Origin of the sequence: Microbacterium arborescens (assembly GCF_049707515.1) — a bacterium.
In the GTDB taxonomy this organism is placed as follows: Bacteria; Actinomycetota; Actinomycetes; order Actinomycetales; family Microbacteriaceae; genus Microbacterium; species Microbacterium arborescens_B.
In genome coordinates, this window is the sequence record NZ_JBNAFI010000002.1 from 429,435 (window position 1) to 451,587 (window position 22,153).

The 22,153-nt window shown below is 69.8% G+C and carries 20 protein-coding genes, 1 tRNA gene and 1 other RNA gene; 11 read left to right on the top strand and 11 right to left on the bottom strand.

Annotated elements, in window-relative coordinates:
- Positions 1-9: 9 nt before the first annotated feature.
- The 6 genes from ACPYN5_RS06040 to aceE all read right to left on the bottom strand — a co-directional run bounded on the left by ACPYN5_RS06040 (position 10) and on the right by aceE (position 7,602).
- Entirely contained in the window at positions 10-1,248 is a 1,239-nt protein-coding gene (locus tag ACPYN5_RS06040; RefSeq protein WP_424448077.1) for a beta-ketoacyl-[acyl-carrier-protein] synthase family protein, read from the bottom strand.
- Positions 1,249-1,299: 51 nt separating this feature from the next.
- Positions 1,300-1,548 carry an acyl carrier protein gene (locus ACPYN5_RS06045; RefSeq protein ID WP_424448078.1) on the bottom strand — a complete coding sequence of 83 codons (249 nt, stop codon included), beginning with the start codon at positions 1,546-1,548 and terminating at the stop codon, positions 1,300-1,302.
- A gap of 75 nt (positions 1,549-1,623) precedes the next feature.
- Positions 1,624-2,625: a beta-ketoacyl-ACP synthase III gene (locus tag ACPYN5_RS06050; RefSeq protein WP_424448079.1), complete on the bottom strand. Its 1,002-nt coding sequence runs from the start codon at positions 2,623-2,625 to the stop codon at positions 1,624-1,626.
- Positions 2,622-3,539 carry an ACP S-malonyltransferase gene (locus ACPYN5_RS06055; protein ID WP_424448080.1) on the bottom strand — a complete coding sequence of 306 codons (918 nt, stop codon included), beginning with the start codon at positions 3,537-3,539 and terminating at the stop codon, positions 2,622-2,624. Before ACPYN5_RS06055 ends, ACPYN5_RS06050 begins: the two co-directional genes overlap by 4 nt.
- Positions 3,540-3,662: 123 nt before the next feature.
- Positions 3,663-4,865: a PucR family transcriptional regulator gene (locus ACPYN5_RS06060; protein ID WP_424448081.1), complete on the bottom strand. Its 1,203-nt coding sequence runs from the start codon at positions 4,863-4,865 to the stop codon at positions 3,663-3,665.
- A 7-nt stretch (positions 4,866-4,872) separates the two neighbouring features.
- Positions 4,873-7,602 carry a pyruvate dehydrogenase (acetyl-transferring), homodimeric type gene (gene aceE, locus ACPYN5_RS06065; protein WP_424448082.1) on the bottom strand — a complete coding sequence of 910 codons (2,730 nt, stop codon included), beginning with the start codon at positions 7,600-7,602 and terminating at the stop codon, positions 4,873-4,875.
- 137 nt (positions 7,603-7,739) lie between these two features.
- Between aceE and ACPYN5_RS06070 the strand changes: the two genes are divergently transcribed.
- The 4 genes from ACPYN5_RS06070 to rnpB all read left to right on the top strand — a co-directional run bounded on the left by ACPYN5_RS06070 (position 7,740) and on the right by rnpB (position 10,643).
- Positions 7,740-7,813, top strand: a tRNA-Val gene (locus ACPYN5_RS06070).
- 1 nt (position 7,814) lies between these two features.
- Positions 7,815-8,546, top strand: a complete 732-nt coding sequence (locus tag ACPYN5_RS06075) for a zinc ribbon domain-containing protein (RefSeq protein ID WP_424448083.1) — start codon at positions 7,815-7,817, stop codon at positions 8,544-8,546.
- Positions 8,547-8,553: 7 nt separating this feature from the next.
- The gene (locus tag ACPYN5_RS06080; RefSeq protein WP_424448084.1) at positions 8,554-10,242 is read left to right on the top strand and encodes a bifunctional 3'-5' exonuclease/DNA polymerase; all 1,689 of its coding nucleotides are present in this window, start codon (positions 8,554-8,556) and stop codon (positions 10,240-10,242) included.
- 42 nt (positions 10,243-10,284) lie between these two features.
- Positions 10,285-10,643, top strand: an RNA gene (rnpB, locus tag ACPYN5_RS06085) — RNase P RNA component class A.
- A 113-nt stretch (positions 10,644-10,756) separates the two neighbouring features.
- Here rnpB and ppgK read toward each other — a convergent pair.
- Positions 10,757-11,581: a polyphosphate--glucose phosphotransferase gene (ppgK, locus tag ACPYN5_RS06090; protein WP_424448085.1), complete on the bottom strand. Its 825-nt coding sequence runs from the start codon at positions 11,579-11,581 to the stop codon at positions 10,757-10,759.
- A 78-nt stretch (positions 11,582-11,659) separates the two neighbouring features.
- Here ppgK and ACPYN5_RS06095 point away from each other — a divergent pair, with 78 nt between their 5' ends.
- Genes ACPYN5_RS06095 through ACPYN5_RS06110 form a run of 4 tightly spaced genes read left to right on the top strand, consistent with a single transcriptional unit; the run spans position 11,660 to position 17,158 of the window.
- Entirely contained in the window at positions 11,660-11,881 is a 222-nt protein-coding gene (locus ACPYN5_RS06095) for an SPOR domain-containing protein (protein WP_424448086.1), read from the top strand.
- A 33-nt stretch (positions 11,882-11,914) separates the two neighbouring features.
- Positions 11,915-13,252 carry a type I glutamate--ammonia ligase gene (gene glnA / locus ACPYN5_RS06100; RefSeq protein ID WP_424448087.1) on the top strand — a complete coding sequence of 446 codons (1,338 nt, stop codon included), beginning with the start codon at positions 11,915-11,917 and terminating at the stop codon, positions 13,250-13,252.
- 4 nt (positions 13,253-13,256) lie between these two features.
- Positions 13,257-16,247, top strand: coding sequence for a bifunctional [glutamine synthetase] adenylyltransferase/[glutamine synthetase]-adenylyl-L-tyrosine phosphorylase (locus tag ACPYN5_RS06105; RefSeq protein ID WP_424448088.1), 2,991 nt, complete (start codon positions 13,257-13,259; stop codon positions 16,245-16,247).
- 8 nt (positions 16,248-16,255) lie between these two features.
- Positions 16,256-17,158 carry a DUF808 domain-containing protein gene (locus ACPYN5_RS06110; RefSeq protein ID WP_424448089.1) on the top strand — a complete coding sequence of 301 codons (903 nt, stop codon included), beginning with the start codon at positions 16,256-16,258 and terminating at the stop codon, positions 17,156-17,158.
- Between the two features lie 2 nt (positions 17,159-17,160).
- On the opposite strand, the gene ACPYN5_RS06115 is transcribed toward ACPYN5_RS06110, so the two are convergent.
- Entirely contained in the window at positions 17,161-17,313 is a 153-nt protein-coding gene (locus ACPYN5_RS06115; protein ID WP_424448090.1) for a hypothetical protein, read from the bottom strand.
- A gap of 98 nt (positions 17,314-17,411) precedes the next feature.
- On the opposite strand from ACPYN5_RS06115, the gene ACPYN5_RS06120 reads away from it, so the two are divergent.
- Together ACPYN5_RS06120 and ACPYN5_RS06125 are read left to right on the top strand one after the other, a co-directional pair.
- Positions 17,412-18,212 carry an alpha/beta fold hydrolase gene (locus ACPYN5_RS06120; RefSeq protein WP_424448247.1) on the top strand — a complete coding sequence of 267 codons (801 nt, stop codon included), beginning with the start codon at positions 17,412-17,414 and terminating at the stop codon, positions 18,210-18,212.
- Positions 18,209-18,880, top strand: a complete 672-nt coding sequence (locus ACPYN5_RS06125) for an esterase/lipase family protein (protein WP_424448091.1) — start codon at positions 18,209-18,211, stop codon at positions 18,878-18,880. Before ACPYN5_RS06120 ends, ACPYN5_RS06125 begins: the two co-directional genes overlap by 4 nt.
- A 4-nt stretch (positions 18,881-18,884) precedes the next feature.
- On the opposite strand, the gene arr is transcribed toward ACPYN5_RS06125, so the two are convergent.
- Both arr and glnA (ACPYN5_RS06135) read right to left on the bottom strand, forming a co-directional pair.
- On the bottom strand, positions 18,885-19,292 hold the full coding sequence (gene arr / locus ACPYN5_RS06130; protein ID WP_424448092.1) for an NAD(+)--rifampin ADP-ribosyltransferase: 408 nt from the start codon (positions 19,290-19,292) through the stop codon (positions 18,885-18,887).
- A gap of 110 nt (positions 19,293-19,402) precedes the next feature.
- A complete protein-coding gene (gene glnA, locus ACPYN5_RS06135; protein WP_424448093.1) occupies positions 19,403-20,827 on the bottom strand; it encodes a type I glutamate--ammonia ligase in 1,425 nt (474 codons plus the stop codon).
- A 133-nt stretch (positions 20,828-20,960) separates the two neighbouring features.
- Between glnA (ACPYN5_RS06135) and ACPYN5_RS06140 the strand changes: the two genes are divergently transcribed.
- A complete protein-coding gene (locus ACPYN5_RS06140; protein ID WP_424448094.1) occupies positions 20,961-21,395 on the top strand; it encodes an RDD family protein in 435 nt (144 codons plus the stop codon).
- 33 nt (positions 21,396-21,428) lie between these two features.
- Here the strand turns inward: ACPYN5_RS06140 and ACPYN5_RS06145 are convergent, their stop codons facing one another.
- Positions 21,429-22,139 (bottom strand): DUF4191 domain-containing protein, encoded by a 711-nt coding sequence (locus tag ACPYN5_RS06145; RefSeq protein ID WP_424448095.1) that lies wholly within the window; start codon positions 22,137-22,139, stop codon positions 21,429-21,431.
- Positions 22,140-22,153 lie beyond the last annotated feature (14 nt).

Sequence of the window (22,153 nt, forward strand, 5' to 3'; positions counted from 1 at the left end):
GGTCGGCGGTCAGGCCGTGCGGAACGCGACGACCGCGTTGTGTCCGCCGAAGCCGAACGAGTTGCTGATCGCGAGCAGGTCGCCGCTGCCGAGGCTCTGGGTCTCGCCCGATACCCGGAACGGGACGGCGGGGTCCTGCTCGGAGATGTTGATCGTCGGCGGCGCGATGCGCTCGCGCAACGCGAGGATCGTGAAGATCGCCTCGAGCGCGCCGGTCCCGCCCAGCAGGTGACCGGTGGATGCCTTCGTCGCCGACACCGGGATCTCATCGACCCGGTCGCCGAACACGCTGCGCAGCGCCTGGTACTCGTTGGGGTCGCCGACCGGCGTCGACGTCGCATGGGCGTTGATGTGGGCGACGTCGTCGGGCGAGGCGTCCGCCTGCTCGAGCGCTGCCCGGACGGCGCGCGACGCGCCCGCGCCCTCGGGGTCGTTGGCCGTGATGTGGTACGAGTCGGCCGTGACGCCGCCTCCGACCGCGTAGGCGTAGATCTTCGCGCCCCGTGCCTTCGCGTGCTCCTCCGTCTCGAGGATGAGCACACCGGCGCCTTCACCCATGACGAACCCGTCGCGGTCGACGCTCGTCGGGCGCGAGGCCGTGGCGGGATCGTCGTTGCGACGCGACAGGGCCTGCATCGAAGCGAACGACGCCATCGTGATGGGGTGGATGGCCGATTCGGTGCCGCCCGCGATCACGATGTCGGCGAGGCCGTCCTGCAGGTGCTCGATCGCGTTGACGATCGACTCCGTGCTCGAGGCGCACGCGCTCGCCACGGTGCGGGCGAAAGCGCGGGCACGGAAGTGGAGCGAGAGGTTGCCCGCCGCCGCGTTGGGCATCAGCATCGGGACGGTCATCGGGAGGACCCGACGTGGCCCCTTCTCGCGGAGGGTGTCCCATGCGTCGAGCAGGGTCCACACGCCGCCGATGCCGGTGGCGAAGTCGACGCCCAAGCGCTCGGGGTCGACGTCCGGACTGCCGGCATCCGCCCACGCCTCCATCGCCGCGACCATCGCGAACTGCGATGCGGGGTCGAGACGCTTGGCGACGGGGCGCTCGAGCACGGTGTCGGGCCGCACGATCGCCTCGGCGGCGAAGTGAACCGGGATCTGGTACTTCTCGATCCACTCGTGCTCGAGGGTGCGCGAGCCGGAACGGCCGGCCAGCAGGCCCTCCCAGCTCTCGGGCGCGGTGCCGCCCAGGGGCGATGACGCTCCGATTCCGGTGACGACGATACGCGGGGTGCTCATGGATCTCCTCGGTGGAACCCCGGCGGGGGCGTGCGCCCCCGCCGGTGCGGGTTACGCCTGGTTGGACGTGATGTAGGTGACGGCGTCGCCGACGGTCTTGAGGTTCTTGACCTCTTCGTCGGGAATGGTGACGCCGAACTTCTCCTCGGCGTTGACGACGATCGTCATCATCGAGATGGAGTCGATGTCGAGATCGTCGGTGAACGACTTCTCCGCAGCGACCTCGTCGGCCGAGATGCCGGTCTCGTCGGTGATGAGCTCGGCGAGTCCTGCGAGGACCTCGTCGTTGCTGAATGCCATGGGGTTTCTCCTTGTTATCTCTGGACCGACCCGGACGCGGGCCGCTGTTCAGTCTAGGTGCGGGGGCCCGCGCGATCAGGGAAGAACGACGACCTGCGCGCCGAAGACGAGCCCCGCGCCGAAGCCGATCTGAAGCGCCAGGCCGCCGCTCAGCTCGGGCTGCTCCTCGAGCAGGCGGTGGGTGGCGAGCGGGATCGATGCGGCCGACGTGTTGCCGGTGGTCTCGATGTCGCGACCGATCGCGACGGTCTCGGGCAGACCGAGCTGCTTGGCGAACTCGTCGATGATGCGCATGTTGGCCTGGTGGGGGATGAACGCGGCGAGGTCGGTCGCCTGGATGCCGGCCTCCTCGATCGCGCGTCGCGCGACCTTCACCATCTCCCACACCGCCCAGCGGAACACCGTCGGGCCCTCCTGGCGCAGGGTCGGCCACGGCGCGGTGCCGTCGCGGAACTCCGCGAGAGTGTGGTTCATGCCGACCGCGTCGGCCTTCGACCCGTCCGAGCCCCAGACCGTCGGACCGATGCCGGGGGTGTCGCTCGGGCCGATGATGGCGGCGCCGGCGCCGTCTCCGAGCAGGAACGAGATCGTCCGGTCGGTCGGATCGACGATGTCGCTGAGCTTCTCCGCACCGACGACCGCGACATAGCGCGCCGAGCCCGCGCGCACGAGCGCATCGGCCTGGGTCACGGCGTACGAGAAGCCGGCGCACGCGGCGTTGACGTCGTAGGCCGCGGCCGGGTTGGCCCCGACGCGGTGTGCGACGATCGCGGAGACGGACGGCGTCTGCTTCGGGTTCGAGATCGTCGAGACGATCACTGCGTCGACCTGGTCGGCCGGCACCCCGCTGCGCTGGATGGCTTCGGCGACGGCGTCCGCGGCCAGGTCGATGACCGTGGTGTCCTTGTCGGCGCGCACGCGCGTGACGATGCCCGTGCGCTGGCGGATCCACTCGTCGCTCGAGTTGATCGGACCCACGAGATCGTCGTTGGGCACGGCGTTCTCGCCGCGCGCGGCGCCGTACGCGTAGATGCGGGTGTGCGCGGGGCCGGTGGCCTGGCGAATGGCGGCGGTCATGCGACACCTCCGGAGATGAGAGCGGATGCGGCGACGAGGTCGTCGGGGGTCTTGACGGCGACAGAGGGGACGCCGCGCAGTGCGCGTTTGGCGAGGCCGACGAGGGTGCCGGCGGGAGCGAACTCGATGATGCCGGTGACGCCCTGTTCTGCGAAGGAGGCCATGCACAGGTCCCACCGCACCGGCGAGGCGACCTGGGCGACCAGCCGGTCGAGCGCGTCGCGCCCGTCGGCGACGACGGCGCCGTCGCGGTTGGACCACAGCGTCAGCGCCGGGTCGCCCACCGAGGTGGCGGAAGCCGCCGCGGCGAGCGTCTCGACGGCGGGTGCCATGTAACGCGTGTGGAAGGCGCCGGCGACCTTCAGCGGGATGACGCGCGTCGCAGGAACCGGCTCGGCCGCCAGCGCGGCGAGGGCCTCGAGCGCGCCCGCCGCGACGATCTGACCGCCGCCGTTGTAGTTGGCGGGGGTGAGGTCGAGTTCGGCGAGTCGGGCGACCACGGCATCCTGGTCTCCGCCGATAACGGCGCTCATGCCGGTCGGCTCGCGCGTCGCGGCATCCGCCATGGCACGGCCGCGGAGTCCGACCAGACGCATCGCATCGGTGTCGTCGAGCACTCCCGCGGCCGACAGCGCAGCGATTTCGCCCACGGAGTGACCGGCGACGCCCGAAGGACGAGCGCCTTCGCGCGTCAGCGCATCGTAGGAGAGCAGACTCGCCGCGACGATGAGCGGCTGCGCCACGGCGGTGTCGCGGATGCGGTCGGCATCCCACTCCGTGCCCGCGGCGACCAGGTCGACCTCAGCGAGCTCCGAGAACTGCTCGAGGCGCTCGCGGGCTCCGTCCAGTTCGAGCCACGGGGTGAGGAACCCGGGGGACTGCGACCCCTGCCCGGGGAAGACGGCGATGATCACTGTTACATCCTTCCAAGTTCAGTAGTCCGCCCGCTGGCGGCAACATCTCAACAATCCGGCGAACCTTTGTGTCGACCGTACAGCTGCAGGGTCGAATGGCGGCGGCGGGAGCTCGAAGCGCCGTCAGCCCCGCCGCGACTGGGGGGTGCGGCGACGCGTCAGATCGTTCCCGATCGACCCGAGGATCAGGGCCGTCTGCAGGATGAGCGCTTCGCGCGGGCCCGTCGCGTCCCACCCGATGACATCCGACACGCGCTTCAACCGGTAGCGCACGGTGTTCGGGTGCACGAAGAGCTCCCGCGCGGTCGCCTCGAGCGACCGGCCGTTGTCGAGATAGCTCCACAGGGTCGCGACGAGGTCGGCCGAGTGCGCGAGGAGCGGCCGGTAGATGCGCTCGACCAGGGTGGCCTTGGCGACGGGATCTCCGGCGAGAGCGCGCTCGGGAAGCAGATCGTCGGCCTCGACGGGGCGCGGCGCGTGGCGCCACGCACCCGCGACCGCGAAACCGGCGAGGGCGGCGCGCGCGCTCTGACTCGCGTCGACGAGAGCGGGCACCGTCGGTCCCAGCACGAGGTATCCGGAGCCGAAGCCCGGTTCGAGACGCGCTGCGATCTCGAGGAACGTGAGCTCCGGAGCAGGCTCGACCCGGCCCGGCAGATCGGCGCGGCCGATCACGAGCACGAGTCGCAGCCCCTGCACGCCGATGAGGACGTCCACGCCCATCTTGCGCGCCGCGCGACGCAGCTGATCGACGTCGAGCTGGGGGGGAGCGGTGCCCACCAGGACGGCGACGGCCCCGTGGCCGTGCCAGCCGAGGGCCGCGATGCGGCTCGGCAGCTCCTCATCCGTCTCGCCCGTGAGGATCGAGTCGACCACGAGCGCCTCGAGGCGCGCATCCCACAACCCTCGTGCTTCCGCGGCCCGCGCGTACACGTCGGCGGCGGCGAACGCCACATCCCGCGAGTACTTCAGGATCGCCTCGCGGACGTCGTCGCCCCGGTGCGCGACCCGCTCCTCGGTGACCTCGACGGTCACCCGCACCAGCTGCAGCGTCTGCGTCAGGCTGACGCTTCGCAGCAGCTCGCGCGGAGCGGCGGCGAAGATGTCGGCCGCGATGCGCGGCGTCGAGCTCGGATCCTCGTACCACTGGATGAACGAGGTGATGCCCGCCTGCGCGACCAGTCCCACGGAGGACCGGCGCGCAGGCGGCATCTCGGCGTACCAGGGCAGCGTCTCCTCGAGCCGATTGATCGTGGCCGTGGCCAGATCACCCGAGATCCGGCGGAGCCACGCGAGTGTCTCCGCCTTCGAACTGTCGTCGGTCACCGAGGGGTCAGCTCTCGCCGCCCGCGTTCCCGCTCGTGCCCGCCGTCACGTCGTGAAGGCGGTAGCGCTCGATCGCCTGGGCCGACAGACCGCGGTCGACGACGCCGTCGTCGGCGAGCGCCTGCAGCGTCCGCACGACGATCGACGGACCGTCGATCTTGAAGAACCGACGTGCGGCGGGGCGGGTGTCGGAGAAGCCGAAGCCCTCGGCGCCCAGCGTTGCGAAGCGGCGCGGAACCCACGGCCGGATCTGGTCCTGCACGGCGTGCATGAAGTCGCTCACCGCGACGACCGGACCCTCGGAGTCGTTGAGCTTCTGCGTCACGAACGCCGTGCGCGGCTCATCGGTCGGGTGCAGGAAGTTGTGCTCGTCGACGGCGAGGCCGTCGCGTCGCAGCTCCGTCCAGCTCGTGACCGACCAGACATCGGCGATCACGCCCCAGTCGTCCTTTAGCAGCTTCTGCGCCTCGTAGGCCCACGGCACACCGACGCCCGAGGCGAGCAGCTGGGCGCGGGGACCGTCGCCCTCGCCGACGCTCACGCGGTGGATGCCGCGGACGATGCCGTCGACATCGACGTCCTCCGGCTCCTTCGGCTGCACGAGCGGCTCGTTGTAGAGCGTGATGTAGTACATCACGTTGGGATCGGGGTGCTCGCCGCCGTACATGCGCTCGAGGCCCGAGCGGACGATGTGCGCGATCTCGTACCCGTATGCCGGGTCGTACGACACGGTGGCGGGGTTCGTCGAGGCGAGCAGGTGCGAGTGGCCGTCGGCGTGCTGGAGGCCCTCGCCGGTCAGCGTGGTGCGACCGGCGGTGGCGCCCATGATGAACCCGCGCGCCATCTGGTCGCCCGCTGCCCACTGCGCGTCGCCGGTGCGCTGGAACCCGAACATCGAGTAGAAGACGTACACCGGGATGAGCGGCTCGCCGTGCGTGGCGTACGAGGTGCCGACGGCGGTGAACGCCGCGACGGCACCGGCCTCGTTGATGCCGACGTGCAGGATCTGGCCCTGGGGGCTCTCCTTGTAGGCCAGCAGCAGCTCGCGGTCGACCGAGGTGTAGTTCTGGCCGTGCGGGTTGTAGATCTTGGCCGTCGGGAAGTACGCGTCCATGCCGAACGTGCGCGCCTCGTCGGGGATGATCGGCACGATGCGGTGACCGAAGTCCTTCGAGCGCAGCAGGTCCTTGAGCAGCCGGACGAAGGCCATCGTGGTGGCGATCTCCTGCGTGCCGGAGCCCTTCTTCGGCAGGGCGTACGACTCGTCGCCGGGCAGCGTGACCGGTGCGTGGGTCGTCCGGCGCTGGGGCAGGAAGCCGCCCAGCTCGCGGCGACGGTCCAGCATGTAGCGGATCGTCTCGTCTTCGGCGCCCGGGTGGTAGTACGGCGGCAGGTAGGGGTTCTCTTCCAGCTGCGCGTCGGTGATCGGGATGCGCATCGAGTCGCGGAATTGCTTGAGGTTCTCGAGCGTCATCTTCTTCATCTGGTGGGTCGCGTTGCGGCCCTCGAAGTGGTGACCGAGACCGTAGCCCTTGATCGTCTTCGCGAGGATGACGGTCGGCTGGCCCTTGTGCTCCATCGCCTGCTTGTACGCGGCGTAGACCTTCTGGTAGTCGAGCCCGCCGCGGCGGAGCTTGCCCCAGATCTCATCGTCGGACCAGTCCTTCACGAGCGACGCGGTGCGCTCGTCGCGCCCGAAGAAGTGCTCGCGGATGAAGGCGCCGTCCTCGGCGCGGTAGGTCTGGAAGTCGCCGTCGGGAGTGGTGTTCATGAGGCGGACGAGGGCTCCCTCGTCGTCCTGCGAGAGCAGTTCGTCCCAGCCACGGCCCCAGACGACCTTGATGACGTTCCAGCCGGCACCGCGGAAGTAGGCCTCGAGCTCCTGGACGATCTTGCCGTTTCCGCGCACCGGGCCGTCGAGACGCTGCAGGTTGCAGTTGATCACGAACGTCAGGTTGTCGAGGCCCTCGTTCGCCGCCACCTGAAGCTGACCGCGGCTCTCGACCTCGTCCATCTCGCCGTCGCCGAGGAACGCCCAGACGTGCGAGTCGGAGACGTCCTTGATGCCGCGGTTCGTCAGGTACTTGTTGTTCATCGCCTGGTAGATGGCGTTGATCGGGCCGAGGCCCATCGACACCGTCGGGAACTGCCAGTAGTCCGGCATGAGGCGCGGGTGCGGGTACGACGGGATGCCGTTGGGTGCCTTCGACGCCTCCTGGCGGAAGCCGTCGAGCTGGTCCTCGGTGAGGCGGCCCTCGAGGTACGAGCGCGCGTAGATACCGGGGGAGGCGTGGCCCTGGATGAAGATCTGGTCGCCGCCCGAGGGGTGCTCGGGGCCGCGGAAGAAGTGGTTGAACCCGACTTCGTAGAGAGAGGCCGAGGAGGCGTAGGTGGAGATGTGGCCGCCGACGCCGATGCCGGGGCGCTGCGCGCGGTGCACCGTGACCGCGGCGTTCCAGCGGATCCAGCGGCGGTAGCGGCGCTCGAGCTCTTCGTCGCCGGGGAACTCCGGCTCGTTCTCGGGAGCGATGGTGTTGATGTAGTCCGTCACCGGGACCTGGGGGACGTTCAGCTGCAGCTCGTGCGAGGCCTGCAACAGGCTCAGCATGATCTCGCGACCGCGACCCGAGCCCTTCGCGTCGACCAGCTGGCGCAGCGACTCCTGCCATTCACCGGTCTCTTCCGGGTCGCTGTCCAGGGCGTCCTGGGAGTAGGGGTCTTGATCGTTGACAGTCACGGGCGACCTTTCTCGTATGGCAGATCGTGCCAGGTAATCACCACGGGCAGGGCGCGGGCGTTGTCGGGCGCGCACAAGCACCGCACGACAGCCTACTCACGCTCGGAGGGGTCGGCGCTCTCGTAGACTGAGACCAGGGGCCTATAGCTCAGTTGGTTAGAGCACCTCGTTTACACCGAGGGAGTCGGGAGTTCGAGTCTCTCTGGGCCCACATGAAAGCCACCCCCGCCGATCAGCTGCTGCTGCTGGACATCGCTCGCCTCGACGCGCAGGCTCGCGCAGCGGAGGCCGCGAAGCGCAATCCGGCTCAGGCGGCACGTGTGAACGAGCTGCTGGCGCGCCGCCAGGAGCTGTCGGTCGAGCTCACGGGTCTCCTGGGCAAGCGCGACGACATCGAGGCCGAGCTGGGGCGCATCGCGTCCGACGTCGCCGTCGTCGATGCGCGAGCGGCTCGTGACGCTGACCGGCTCGCGGCCACTTCGAACCCGAAGGACGCTCAGGGCCTCGAGCACGAGATCGCGTCGCTCGCGCGCCGCAAGAGCGAACTCGAAGACGGGCAGCTCGCGGCGATGGAGCGCCTCGAGGCCGCCGACGCCGCCGTCGCCGCTCAGCAGAGCCTGATCGCCGAGATCAACGACGAGGGCGGCCGGCTCAGCGCGGAAGGCAAGGCGGCGGTCGCCGAGGCGCAGGCGCGTCTCGATGCGGCGACGCGCGACCGTGCCGCCGTCGCTGCGCGCGTGCCGGCCGATCTGCTCGCCCGCTACGAGACGCTCGCCCAGCGCACGCCGGGTGCGGGTCTTCTGCAGCGGCGAACCTGCGGTGGATGCCACATGGAGCTCTCGGGCACCGATCTGCAGGCGATCGGCCAGGCGGCGGCCGACGACGTCGTCACGTGCCCCGAGTGCGGCTGCGTCCTGGTCCGCACCGACGAATCCGGCCTGTGAACCGTCGATGACGACGCCGCGCGCCCGTTGGCGCGCGGTCGGGCGTCGCGGTGACGGAGCCGTCGATGTGGCGGTCGTGGATGCTGCGGGGTCGATGACCGATCGACGCGTCATCTCATCCGCTGATCTGCCGGCGGAAATGGCCGCGGATGCGGAGGCCCGCTGGATCTGGTCGGACACGACATCCTGGTACCACGGCATCCTGGCGGCCGGTGTCCGAGTGGCGCGCTGCCACGATGTGCGGCTGTGCCACGCGATCCTGCGCGACAGTTCTCTCGTGGCCGATGCCGCCGACCTGCGCGCGGCGACCGCCTGGGACGCAGCGTCGGCAGATCCCTCCGCCGAGCGAGACGTCCTGTTCGCGCTGGAGCCCGCGCCCGACGCCATTCCGCACGACCTCGACGCGACCGTGGCGGAGTTCGCTCGTCAGTCCCATGCCCTCGCCGGCGCGGCCGACCCCGGTCGCCTCAGGCTGCTGACGGCCGCGGAGTCGGCCGGTGCGCTCGTCGCGGTCGAGCTCCACGCCGCAGGCGTGCCGTGGAGCCGTGATGCTCACGACGCGATCCTGGCTGACGCCCTCGGCCCGCGCCCGCGCCCCGGGGAGCTTCCGAGCCGGGTACGTGAACTCGCGGAACAGGTGCGCGCCGAGCTCGGCGACCCGACGGCGAGCCTCGACTCGCAGCCGCGTCTGCTGCGCTCGCTGCACCGGGTCGGCGTGCTCGTGGAGTCGACGGGCAAGTGGGAGCTCCGGCGCCACGAGCATCCGGTCATCGAGCCGCTGTTGGCGTACAAGCGGGCCATGCGGCTGCTCAGCGCCAACGGGTGGGCCTGGATGGACGAGTGGATACCCGCCGACCGCTTCCGTCCGGTCTACGTGCCGGGCGGCGTGGTCACGGGCCGCTGGGCGTCGTCGGGCGGGGGAGCGCTGCAGCTGCCGCGGATGCTCCGCCCCGCCGTCCGCGCGGACGAGGGCTGGCGGCTCGTCGTCGCCGACGTCGCGCAGCTCGAGCCGCGCATCCTGGCGGCGATGGCCGGCGACCTCGCGCTCGCGGATGCCGCGCGCGGGCGCGACCTGTACGAGGGCATCGTCGCGCGGGGCACCGTCCCCTCGCGGCAGGAGGCGAAGATGGCGCTCCTCGGCGCCATGTACGGGGCCACCACGGGCGACAGCGGGCGCCTCGTGCCATCGCTGCGTCGCGCGTATCCGCGGGCCATGGCACTGGTCGACGACGCCGCCCGCGTGGGCGAGGAGGGCGGTTCGGTCCGGACGCTGCTGGGCCGCACCAGCCCGGAGCCCTCGCCCACGTGGCGCGAGCTGCAGGCGGACGCCTCCGAACCCGAGGCATCCGACGCCGTCCGATCACTCGCACGGTCTCGGGCTCGCGAACGGGGTCGCTTCACGCGCAACTTCGTCGTCCAGGGTACGGCGGCCGAGTGGGCGCTCTCGTGGCTGGCCGACCTTCGGCAGCGCCTTGCAGACTTCCCCGCCGTCGGCGACCACCCGGTGACGGGGCGGGCGCACCTGGCGTTCTTCCTGCACGACGAGATCATCGTCCACGCTCCGGACGAGCACGCCGAGCGGGCGGCCGAGGCCGTGCGCGCGGCAGCGGATGCGGCCGGCCGCCTGCTGTTCGGCTCGTTCCCGCTCGACTTCCTGCTGGACGTGCGCATCGCGGCATCCGCTGAGAAAGGGTGACGACTGCGGCCGACCTGCTCGCCGGTAGACTCGTCGGGCGAATGGGTCGGCTGGACGGTCGCGTGGCGGGCAACCGCACCGAGGAACGTCCGGGCTCCACAGGACAGGACGGTGGGTAACACCCACCCGGAGTGATCCGCGAGACAGTGCCACAGAAAGCAGACCGCCGGCGTTCGCGCCGGTAAGGGTGAAAGGGTGGTGTAAGAGACCACCGGGGTCGTGGTGACACGACTCGCACGGTAAACCTCGTCCGGAGCAAGGTCAGACAGGGGATGTTGACGCGGTCCGCCGAGTCCCCGGGTAGACCGCTGGAGCGGCACGGCAACGTGTCGCCGAGAGAGATGGCCGTCCACGGGGCTCACGCCCCCGGACAGAACCCGGCGTACAGGCCGGCCCATTCGCCCCCGCCCCCTCGCGTGAGGCGCACATACGCCCATCACGCGCGGGTTGAAGCGCGCACGATCCGCGAAAGTGCGCCCGAAGCCAGAGCCCCGTCGCCCCCGGCCGCGCGGTGTCAGTTCGCGGTGGTGCCGGCGAGGTCTTCCGTGGTCGCGTCCAGGACGCCGGGGCGTTCGCCGGCGAGTGCGAGGGCCGCAGCGCCGATGATCCCCGCGTTGTTGCGGTGCACGGCGGGCACGATGGGCGTCTTCAGGTCGAGCAGCGGCAGGAACTTGTCCGCGTGCTTGGAGACGCCGCCGCCCACGACGAACAGGTCGGGGGAGAAGAGGAACTCGATGTGGCTGTAGTACCACTGCAGGCGCTCCGCCCACTCCGGCCAGTCGAGCTCGTCACGCTCCATCGCGGAGTACGCGGCCCAAGCCTCGGCATCCTTCCCGTGCTTCGCGCGGTGGACGTGGCCGAGTTCGGAGTTGGGGATCAGGACCCCGTTGTAGATCATGGCCGACCCGATGCCGGTGCCGAGGGTCGTGAGGATGACGAGTCCGTCGTGCTCGCGCGCGGCGCCGTAGCGCAGCTCGGCGACGCCGGCGACGTCGGCGTCGTTCGCGAAGTGGATCTGGCGACCGAGGCCCTTCTCGAAGAAGCTCTCGGCCTCGAAGTCGATCCAGGTGTCCGCGACGTTCGCCGCCGACAGGGTGCGCCCGTTCTTCACGATCGCCGGGAAGGCGACACCGAGCGGCACATCGTCGGCGTCGGCCACCTCGAGGCGGTCGAGGACGACCTTCACCGCGTCGAGGACGTCCGCGGGCTCAGCGCCCTTGGGCGTCGCCACCTTGATGCGGTCGGTCAGGAGTTCGCCGGTCGAGAGGTCGACGACGGCCCCCTTGATGCCGGTTCCCCCGATGTCCACCCCGACGGCCCGCGTCGCACTCGCACTCATGCCGTCCAGCCTATCGACCGCGGGCCCCGCGGATTAGGCTCGGGCTGAGCGCCGGTGCCGGCGCAGTCTGGAGCGACCATGCCCGAGAGCGTCGGCGAGTACTGGTACAACCTCACGACTCACGAGGTCGAGCGCGGCAAGCAGTCGCCGGGTGCAGACCGCGCGGGCCCCTTCGTCTCCGCCGAGGAGGCCGCACGAGCGCCGCAGATCATGGCTCAGCGTGCGCAGGCGTGGCGCGAGGACGAAGCGCGCGAAGCCGACTGGGGCACGCCGCCGTCGGAGGGCGGCCGCCGCCAGTAGTCTGGGATCCGACCCTGTCTCGGAGAGGACGCGATGGACAAGCAGCGGGACTTCGTACTGCGAACGATCGAGGAGCGCGGCGTCAAGTTCGTCCGCCTCTGGTTCACCGACGTGATCGGCACCCTGAAGTCGGTGGCCATCGCTCCGGCGGAGGTCGAGGGGGCGTTCGCCGAGGGCCTTGGCTTCGACGGGTCGGCCATCGAGGGCCTGACCCGCAGCTACGAATCGGATCTGCTCGCACATCCTGATCCGACGACCTTCCAGCTCCTGCCCTGGCGCGGCGAGATCGACCCGACCGCTCGGATGTTCTGCGACATCACGACGCCCGACGGTCAGCCGGCGGTCGCCGACCCGCGCAACGTCCTCAAGCGCACGCTCGCGAAGGCCGCCGACGCCGGGTTCACGTTCTACACGCACCCCGAGATCGAGTTCTACCTGCTGAAGTCGTCGTCGTACGGCCCGGAGGGCCCTGAGCCGGTCGACTCCGCGGGCTACTTCGACAACGTGCCCGGTGGCACGGCCCACGACTTCCGTCGTCGGTCGGTCCGGATGCTCGAAGACCTCGGCATCTCGGTCGAGTACAGCCACCACGAGGGCGGCCCCGGCCAGAACGAGATCGACCTGCGGTACGCCGACGCGCTCGCGACGGCCGACAACATCATGACCTTCCGGACCGTCATCAAAGAGGTCGCGATCGAGCAGGGGGTCTACGCGACCTTCATGCCCAAGCCCCTCAGCGGCCGCCCGGGCAGCGGGATGCACACCCACATGTCGCTCTTCGAGGGCGACGTGAACGCGTTCTACGAGGAGGGCGCGCAGTACCAGCTCTCGCAGACGGGACGCCAGTTCATCGCGGGCCTGCTCCGGCATGCCAACGAGATCTCGGCGGTGACGAACCAGTTCGTCAACTCCTACAAGCGCCTCTGGGGCGGGGACGAGGCGCCGAGCTTCATCACCTGGGGCCACAACAACCGTTCCGCGCTCGTGCGCGTGCCGATGTACAAGCCGAACAAGAGCCAGTCCTCGCGGGTCGAGTACCGCGCGCTCGACTCGGCGGCGAACCCCTACCTCGCCTACGCGCTGCTGCTCGCGGCCGGCCTCAAGGGCATCGAAGAGGGCTACGAGCTGCCCTCCGAGGCCGAAGACAACGTCTGGTCGCTGACGGACGCCGAGCGGCGCGCGCTGGGTTACGCCCCGCTGCCGGCGAGCCTCGACCATGCGCTGGAGTACATGGAGGAGTCCGAGCTCGTCGCCGAGACGCTCGGGGAGCAGGTGTTCAACTACGTGCTGCTCAACAAGCGTCGCGAGTGGCAGAACTACCGCGCCCAGGTGACGCCGTTCGAGCTCAAGAGCAACCTGGAGATGCTCTGAGGCCATGACCCGGTCACCTCGTTCGATCGGGCTGACGGGGTTGGCCCGGGCGGGCTTCGACGATCTCGGACGAGCCGATGCCGACCTCGGCGAGCTCGCCGAGCTGACCGGCATCGATCGCGACGAGCTCGTCGCCTCGGCGGAGCTCGCCGCCGATCCCGACGGGGCGGTCGCGGCGCTGCTGCAGATCGCCCGCCGCGACGCGGGCGTCGTCTCCGACGTCCTCGGGCGTCGACCGGATGCGGTGTGGTCGGTGCTCGGCGCGTCGCGGGGCTTCGCTGAGTTCTATCTCCGCCACCCCGACGAGCTCATCGATCTCGCCTCCGAGGGCGAAGGTCTCCCGACACGGGACGAGTTGAGCGCCGCCCTGCTCGAGTCCGTCGGCGCGCGAGACGGCTTCGCCGCCGACTCGGGCGACGAAGCATGGGTCGCGCTGCGGGTGCGCTACCGGCGGATGCTGGCACGCATCGCGCGCTTCGACCTCACGGCATCCGACCCGGCTCTCATCCTGCACGCGGTCGCCGCCTCCCTCGCCGACGCCGCGGGCGCTGCTCTGGAAGCCTCGCTCGCCGTCGCCCGCGCGAGGCTCGTCGCCGGAGTGCCCGGAGCGGGACGCTTCGAGCGCGACGCCGTCGCCGCGACGCGGCTGTCGGTCATCGGTATGGGAAAGGCCGGAGCGCGGGAGCTCAACTACGTGAGCGATGTCGACGTGATCTTCGTCGGCGGGTCCGCAGACGAGGATGTCGTGACCGAGGCGCAGGCGGTCGAGATCGCGACGCGACTCGCGATCCAAACGATGCGCGGGATCTCCGAGGTCGAGATCGAGCCGCCCCTGTGGGAGGTCGATCCGAACCTGCGGCCCGAGGGCAAGCAGGGAGCGCTGGTCCGGACGCTCGACTCGCACATCGCCTACTACGACCGGTGGGCGAAGAGCTGGGAGTTCCAGGCGCTGCTGAAGGCGCGCCCCCTCGCCGGCGACATCGAGCTGGGCGAGCAGTATGTCGACGCGGTGCAGCCGAAGGTCTGGGCGAGCGCCGCGCGCGACAACTTCGTCGAGAGCGTGCAGAAGATGCGCGAGCGGGTGACCGAACACATCCCGCCCGCAGAGGTCGCCCGCCAGCTCAAGCTCGGCCCCGGAGGCATCCGCGACATCGAGTTCACGGTGCAGCTGCTGCAGCTCGTCCACGGGGCTGCCGATGAGCGGATCCGCGAACGCTCCACCCTCGATGCCCTCGACGCGCTGGTCTCCGAGGGTTACATCGGGCGCGAGGATGCCGCGCGCTTCGCCCTCGACTACCGGCGGCTGCGTGTCATGGAGCACCGTTTGCAGCTGCGCGAGCTCCGGCGCACCCACCTGATGCCCGAGGACGGGGCGGCGCTCCGCACCCTCGCTCGCGCGTCCCGCATCGGTGACGGCGGTGACCGCGTCGTCGCGGTCTGGGACGAGATCAAGCGCGAGGTGCGCGAGATCCACGTGCGGCTGTTCTACCGGCCGCTGCTCTCGGCCGTCGCCGCGCTCCCGGCTGACGAGCACACCCTGTCGCCCGAGCAGGCGAAGGCGCGTCTCGCCGCGATCGGGTTCCGCGACCCCGCCGGCGCCCTGCGTCACATGGCCGCCCTGACGAGCGGTCTCAGCCGCAAGGCGGTCATCCAGCGTCACCTCATGCCCGTGATGATCCGCTGGTTCGCCGACGGCGTCGATCCCGACTACGGGCTGCTGGCGTTCCGTCGCATCAGCGAGCGGCTCGGGGACACACCGTGGTTCCTGCGCATGCTTCGGGACTCGTCGGGCGCCGCCGAGAGTCTCACCCGCCTTCTCTCCGGCTCGCGCTACGTCGGCGAGCTCATGGAATGGATCCCCGAGTCGATCGCCTGGCTCGACTCGCCCGGCCAGCTGCGTCCGCGTCCGGGCATCGTGCTGCAGGAGGAGGCGCGCGCCATCCAGACGCGGCACGCCTCCATCGACGACGCCATGTCGGCCGTCCGGGCGCTGCGTCGGCGCGAGCTGCTCCGCCTCGCGATGGCAGCGGTGGTCGGTGATCTCTCGATCGAGGAGCTCGCCGACGGGTTGACCACGATCACCGAGGTGACGATCCAGGCGACGCTGCGCGCGGTCCGGCGCGAGGTCGTTCCGCCCGAGGACGACCGCCTGGACTTCTCCGTCATCGCGATGGGCCGCTTCGGTGGCGCTGAACTCGGGTTCGGCTCCGATGCCGACATCATCTACGTCTACGAGTCCGGCGGTGTGCCCGCCCAGCGCGCCCAGGAGCTCGCGCTGCAGCTGGTACAGGGGGTGCGCCGATACTCCGAGGACCACCGCCTGCCGATCGAGCTCGACGCGGGACTGCGCCCGGAGGGGCGCAACGGCCCGCTCGTGCGCTCGCTCGAGTCGTACGCCGAGTACTACCGGCGCTGGTCGCTGTCGTGGGAGGCGCAGGCGCTCCTGCGCGCCCGCGGCGTGGCGGGAAGCGTGACGCTCATCACCCGGTTCCTCGCCCTCGCCGACGATCTGCGGTACCCCGACGCGCCGGACCCGCAGGGGCTGCGTGAGATCCGGCGCATCAAGGCTCGGGTCGAGAGCGAGCGGCTGCCGCAGGGCCAGGATCGGTCGAGGCACCTCAAGCTCGGCCCGGGCGGACTCAGCGACGTCGAATGGCTCGTGCAGTTGATCCAGCTCGAGCACGGCCACCGCGTCGGCGGATTGCGGACGACCTCGACGATCGGCGCCCTGCAGGCCGCGGTCGAGGCTCAGCTGATCCCCGGGGAGGCTGCCGACAAGCTCGCCGCCGCGTGGCGGTTGGCCAGTCGTCTCCGCTCGGCGAACACGCTTCTGTCGGGGCAGACCAGCGATGTCCTGCCCACCGATCGCACGCGCCTCGACGGAATCGGCCGTCTGCTGGGGTACCCGGCACGATCGGCGACCATCGTGGAGGAGGATTGGATGCGCGCGGCGCGTCAAGCCCGCCGCGTCTTCGAGAAGCTCTTCTACGGCTAAGGGGAAACATGTCGGTTGGTCTGCTGGCTGTCGTCGACGACATCCTGAGCGCGGCTCTGCGCGCCTCGGCGAAGTCCGCGGGTGTCGTCATCGACGATGCGGCCGTCACGCCGCAGTACGTGCAGGGCATCACTCCCGCCCGCGAACTGCCGGTCGTGGGCAAGATCGCGCTGGGATCGATCGCGAACAAGTTCCTGATCATCATCCCGGTCGCCCTGCTGCTGACCGCGTTCGCTCCCGCCGTGCTGCCCTACCTCCTCATCCTCGGTGGCATGTTCCTCTGCTACGAGGGCGCGGAGAAGGTGCTGGAGTGGTTCGGGGTGCATCACGACGCCGGCGACGACGGCCCGCGCGACGAGAAGAAGCTCGTGCTCGGGGCTGTGCGCACCGACCTCATCCTGTCGGCCGAGATCATGCTCATCTCGCTGTCGAACCTCGACGCGGACATGGGCATCTGGCAGACGCTCGCCGTTCTCGCGGTCATCGCCCTGCTGATGACGGGGATCGTCTACGGTGCCGTCGCGCTCCTCGTCAAGATCGACGACGTCGGACTGCGGATGGCCAAGAATCCGTCGTCGCGTGTGCGGCACACCGGCATGCGCATCGTGCGGTCGATGCCGGCAGTCTTCCGCGTCATCAGCGTCGTGGGGACCGTCGCGATGCTGTGGGTGGGCGGCCACCTCGTGCTCGCCAACCTCGGCGAGGTGGGCGTGACCTTCACCCTCGATCTGCTGCACGGTGTGGAGCACGCGCTCGAAGCGGCGGGCGGGGTCATCGTCTGGATCGGCGAGACCGCCGTCTCCGCCGTGGCCGGTCTGATCGTGGGGCTCGTGATCGTGGGCGTGATCACGCTGATCCGGCGCCTCCGTCACCGCGAGCCGCAGCACGCCGGAGGCGCCGGAGCGCACTGAGGTCAGTGCCGGCCCGACTCCGCGTCGGGGATCCGGTCCTGCTCGGCTTCGACGGGATCGCTGTCGAGATCGGGCACGATCGACGTGTCGTCGCGCCCGGTCTTCTGAGCGGCCGGGTCGGCGATGGGCTGCTGGTCACGGGATGCATCAGTCATGAGAGCAGTCCATCGCGACGCTCGCCGGCGGTCACGGTGGTTGACACGAAGTCAAGCCGCCTCCTCTTGCCGGCGGACTCGCCTAGCCTGGCCCCGTGATGACGACCTCGATGCTGCACGGATCCGGCCGCACCGAGTGGACCGCTCGACGACTCACCAGCGCTGCGGACCTGTCGTTCCGCGTCTGGAGCTCCGTCGCCGAACCGTCCGCTCCGACCGTGGTGCTCGTGCACGGGGTGGGGATGTCGCATCGCTCCTACCTCCGGCTGCACCCGGCTCTCGCGCGGTCTGCGACCGTCCACAGCATCGACCTGCCGGGCTTCGCCGGCCTGCCCGCGCCCAAACGCGACGTGCCGATCGCGGTGATGGCGGATGCGCTCGCCGACGTGCTCCGCCAGGTGGGAGTGGGTTCTGCCGTCCTCGTCGGACATTCGATGGGGGCTCAGTGGGTGGTCGAGACGGCAGTGCGGCATCCCGGCCTGGCAAGCGGCGTCGGCCTGGTCGGCCCGGTCGCGGACGATCGCCACCGAAGTGCCGCGGCCCAGGCCCTCGCCCTGGCGCGTGACGGGCTGCGCGAGCCGCCTCGCGTCAACGTCCGTGTCGCCGCCGACTACTTCCGCACCGGTCCGCGATGGTTCTTCGCCCAAGTGCGGCACATGCTTACCTACCCCATCGAGGAGCGCATCGCCCGCCTCGCGGTACCGGTGCTCCTCGTGCGCGGCGGGCGTGATCCGATCGCCAGCGACGAGTGGCTCGGCCGTCTGGCCGCCCGTGCGCCGGGCAGCGGCATCCTCGTCGTGCCGGGCGCGGGCCACCATGTCGAGCGCACGGCGGCGGAGGCGGTCGGGCGCGGCGTTCTGGAGCTGACGGCCGCGGCGATGGGACGGAGCGAAACGTGATCCGCGACGGTCTCCGGAACGCGACATGGTGGGTCGCCGACTACACGTATGCGGTGGTCTGGCAGGTCAGGGCGTTCTTCTCGCGCACCGATCCGGGCGACTTCGCGTCGGGGGCGGGCACCCCCATCGTCGTGCTTCCCGGCATCTACGAGACGTGGCGGTTCATGCAGCCGCTCATCACCGAACTCCACGGCCGAGGCCACCCGGTCCATGTGATCGCAGCTCTCGGACGAAACCGCTGGCCGGTGCCTCGCGCCGCACGGCACGTGACCGAGTACCTGCAGGTGCACGACCTCGACGACGTCGTCATCGTGGCGCACAGCAAGGGGGGTCTCGTCGGCAAGCAGGTGATGACGGATGCCGTCGTCGGCAGCCGCATCCGGGGGATGGTCGCTGTGGCGAGCCCGTTCGCCGGTTCCCTGTACGGGCGACTCATGCTCGTTCCGGCGCTCCGGGCCTTCTCGCCCGACGCGCCGGGCATTCAGGCGCTGGCCCGGGAGCTCGCGCCGAACGAGCGGATCGTCTCGGTCTACGGCGAGTTCGACCCGCACATCCCGGGCGGCAGTGAGCTCGACGGTGGGCGGAGCGTCCGCCTCGAGACCGGTGGGCACTTCCGCATCCTCGCGCACCCGCGGGTCATCGCGGAGGTCGTCCGCCTCGCGGAGTGACGGGTCAGTTGATGATCTCCGCGCGCTCGCGGGCCATCCGCGCGATCCGTTCGCGCCAGGTCTGCAGGGCCTCGGGTGAGAGCCGCGTCCAGTCGGTGACCTCGGCGATGACGCGCAGCGGGGAAGCGGACCGATAGGACCGCGTCGGGTTCCCGGGGAACTTCTTGTCGGTGACATTGGGGTCGTCCTCGAACTCACCGGTGGGCTCGACGACGTAGACCCGCGGTTCGCCCGCCACGGGGGCGATGTCCGCAGCGAGCCCGGCCCCGTCCTTCAGCGCCGTGAAGTACACGTGGTTCATGGTGATCTCGGGCCGGTAGTTCGACGGGAATCCCGGAGTCAGGAGATCGCCCACCCGGAGTGCGGCCTTCGTCCCGTGGAAGAACGGTCCGGGCACGTCGGAGAGATTCACCCGACCAGGATGCGCCGCGTTCGCGGGCGAAAGCAAGACGGCGGGATGGACGAAGCCCCGCCGCCCGGCTCACGAGGAGCGGGCGACGGGGCTTCGTCGAGGTTCTGCGGTCAGACGCCGAAGTACAGCTCGTACTCGTAGGGGTGAGGTCGGGCGTTGATCGGCTGGATCTCGTTCTCGATCTTGTATTCGATCCAGGTCTCGATCAGCTCGGGCGTGAAGACGCCGCCGGCCAGCAGGAACTCGTGGTCGTTGCGCAGCGCCTCGAGGGAGTCGAGCAGCGAGTTGGGAACCTGCGGGATGTTCTTGGCCTCCTCGGGGGGAAGCTCGTAGAGGTCCTTGTCGACGGGCTCGTGCGGCTCGATGCGGTTCTTGATGCCGTCCAGGCCAGCCATCATCTGAGCGGCGAACGCCAGGTACGGGTTGCCCGAGGCGTCCGGCGCGCGGAACTCGATGCGCTTGGCCTTGGGGTTGGTGCCCGTGATGGGGATCCGGATGGCAGCCGAGCGGTTTCCGGCCGAGTAGACCAGGTTGACCGGAGCCTCGTAGCCCTTGACGAGACGCTTGTACGAGTTCAGCGTCGGGTTGGTGAAGGCCAGCACCGCGGGAGCGTGCTTGAGCAGGCCGCCGATGTACCAACGGGCGATGTCGGACAGCCCGCCGTAGCCCTTCTCGTCGTAGAACAGCGGCTCGCCGTTCAGCCACAGCGACTGGTGCGTGTGCATGCCGGAGCCGTTGTCACCGAACAGGGGCTTGGGCATGAAGGTCGCGACCTTGCCCCACTCCTCGGCAGTGTTCTTGACGATGTACTTGAACTTCAGGATGTCGTCCGCCGAGTGCACCATGGTGTCGAAGCGGTAGTTGATCTCCTGCTGACCACCGGTGCCGACCTCGTGGTGCGCGCGCTCGAGGATGAGGCCCGACTCGATGAGCTTGAGGGAGATGTCGTCGCGCAGGTCGGCGGTCTTGTCGACGGGCGAGACGGGGAAGTAGCCGCCCTTGTAGGGGGTCTTGTTGCCGAGGTTGCCGCCCTCTTCGACGCGACCGGTGTTCCACGCGCCCTCCTCGGAGTCGACCGCGAAGAAGCTCGAGTTCTGCTTCACCTCGTAGCGGACGTCGTCGAAGATGTAGAACTCCGCCTCGGGGGCGAAGAACGCGGTGTCGGCGATGCCGGTCGAGGCGAGGTACTTCTCGGCCTTCTTGGCCACCTGACGCGGGTCCTTCGCGTAGATCTCGCCGTTTCGCGGGTTGTAGATGTCGAAGATCATGATCAGCGTCTTCGCCTCGCGGAACGGGTCGACGTAAGCCGTCGAGACGTCCGGGATCAGCTGCATGTCCGACTCGTGGATGTTCGCGAAGCCGCGGATCGACGAGCCGTCGAACAGCTGGCCGACCGTGAAGAACTCCTCGTCGACGGTCGAGGCCGGGATGTTGAAGTGCTGCTGCACACCGGGAAGATCCGTGAAACGGATGTCGAGGAACTTGACGTCCTCGTCCTGGATGAACTTGAGCACCTCGGAAGAATCTTTGAACATGGAGTCTCCAAGATCGGGTGAGGAACAGCCTGGAGTCATCCAGACCTCTTCGAACCTATCGGCATCCAGTTGCCCGGCAGTATCCCGGATGTTTCCGGGATGTTACGCGGCGCGGCCCGTTTAGGCTGGAGAGGTGCCCGAACCCCTCCGCGAGAACACCTATCCCGGCGAGCGGCTGGGGCGTCCCGAACAGGGGCCCGGCAGCGTCGGCCGGCTCGGGCGGCGGCTCGCGGCCCTGCTGATCGACTACGCCGCGGCGACGTTGATCGCGACGGCGTTCCTCGGCTTCGACCAGTTCGCCCTCCCCGGTGAGGCGGGATTGACCCAGTTCGCCCCCATCACGGTGTTCGCGGCGCTGCAGGTGATCTTCATCCCGCTCATCGCCGGGAGCCCGGGGCACCGCATCGTGGGTCTGCGTCTCGAGCTGTTGCACGGCGGCTGGACCGGGCTGTGGCGCCCGATCGTGCGCACGCTGCTGCTCGTGTTGGTGCTGCCCGCCGTCGTCTTCGACCCGGACCAGCGGGGACTGCACGACAAGGCGGCCGGGACGATCCTCGTCCGCGCCTGACGGGCGCCCGCCTTCGGCCTCGAGCGGGGCAGCTCAGCGAGGACGCTGCGCGCGGGCCTTCATGGGGTCGACGCCCTTGGGGATCGGAAGCGACGTCACCGACTGCGAGACCGACTCGATGCGCTTGATGACGGCCGCCATCGTGGTGCGGTCGATCGCCTTGGGCAGTCCCTTGATGGTGGGGGCGAGCTTCGCGATGGGGACCTCGTCCTCGCCGTGCCCGACGTAGAGCACGTGGATCGGCACGCCGGACGCCACGCGCTTGACCTTGCCGCGCTCGTCGTTGATCAGTCGCGTCAGCCGTCCGCGGGCGCCCTCGCCGATGATCACGACACCGCCGCGACCGACCGCGCGGTAGACGGCCTCCTGCGTCTTCGGGTTGACGCCGACCGGCATCTCCGACGCCTGCCACTTGCGGCCGAGGTTGGTCGAGATGATGTGACCCGTCGCCCCGGGCATGCCGTCGATGCGCTTGTACATCGCCCGCGTCGCCAGTCGCGTCATCGTGATCATGGCGCCGAGGATGCCGAAGAGCAGGCCGGTGAGGCCCCAGAGGATGACGCTCCAGATCGCTCCGGGCGGAATGAGGAACCCGACCAGGACGCCGAGGCCGACCCCGACGACGACGATCGCGATGAGCAGCCACGGGAGCCAGCTGTAGTACTCCTTCGTGAAGGTGAAGAGGGAGCGGAGCTGGGAGAAGAATCCGGGGCGCTTCTCGGGTGCGGTGCTGCGGGACGACATGCTCACAGCCTACC

Bases quoted from the DNA above. Each gene is read 5' to 3' on its own strand.
- ACPYN5_RS06105 (WP_424448088.1), top strand. From the start codon at position 13,257: ATGACCCGGTCACCTCGTTCGATCGGGCTGACGGGGTTGGCCCGGGCG.
- glnA (WP_424448093.1), bottom strand. From the start codon at position 20,827: ATGTTCAAAGATTCTTCCGAGGTGCTCAAGTTCATCCAGGACGAGGAC.
- glnA (WP_424448087.1), top strand. From the start codon at position 11,915: ATGGACAAGCAGCGGGACTTCGTACTGCGAACGATCGAGGAGCGCGGC.
- ACPYN5_RS06050 (WP_424448079.1), bottom strand. From the start codon at position 2,625: ATGACCGCCGCCATTCGCCAGGCCACCGGCCCCGCGCACACCCGCATC.
- ACPYN5_RS06145 (WP_424448095.1), bottom strand. From the start codon at position 22,139: ATGTCGTCCCGCAGCACCGCACCCGAGAAGCGCCCCGGATTCTTCTCC.
- ACPYN5_RS06075 (WP_424448083.1), top strand. From the start codon at position 7,815: ATGAAAGCCACCCCCGCCGATCAGCTGCTGCTGCTGGACATCGCTCGC.
- ACPYN5_RS06040 (WP_424448077.1), bottom strand. From the start codon at position 1,248: ATGAGCACCCCGCGTATCGTCGTCACCGGAATCGGAGCGTCATCGCCC.
- ACPYN5_RS06095 (WP_424448086.1), top strand. From the start codon at position 11,660: ATGCCCGAGAGCGTCGGCGAGTACTGGTACAACCTCACGACTCACGAG.
- ACPYN5_RS06080 (WP_424448084.1), top strand. From the start codon at position 8,554: ATGACGACGCCGCGCGCCCGTTGGCGCGCGGTCGGGCGTCGCGGTGAC.
- ppgK (WP_424448085.1), bottom strand. From the start codon at position 11,581: ATGAGTGCGAGTGCGACGCGGGCCGTCGGGGTGGACATCGGGGGAACC.
- ACPYN5_RS06045 (WP_424448078.1), bottom strand. From the start codon at position 1,548: ATGGCATTCAGCAACGACGAGGTCCTCGCAGGACTCGCCGAGCTCATC.
- ACPYN5_RS06110 (WP_424448089.1), top strand. From the start codon at position 16,256: ATGTCGGTTGGTCTGCTGGCTGTCGTCGACGACATCCTGAGCGCGGCT.
- ACPYN5_RS06120 (WP_424448247.1), top strand. From the start codon at position 17,412: ATGACGACCTCGATGCTGCACGGATCCGGCCGCACCGAGTGGACCGCT.
- ACPYN5_RS06115 (WP_424448090.1), bottom strand. From the start codon at position 17,313: ATGACTGATGCATCCCGTGACCAGCAGCCCATCGCCGACCCGGCCGCT.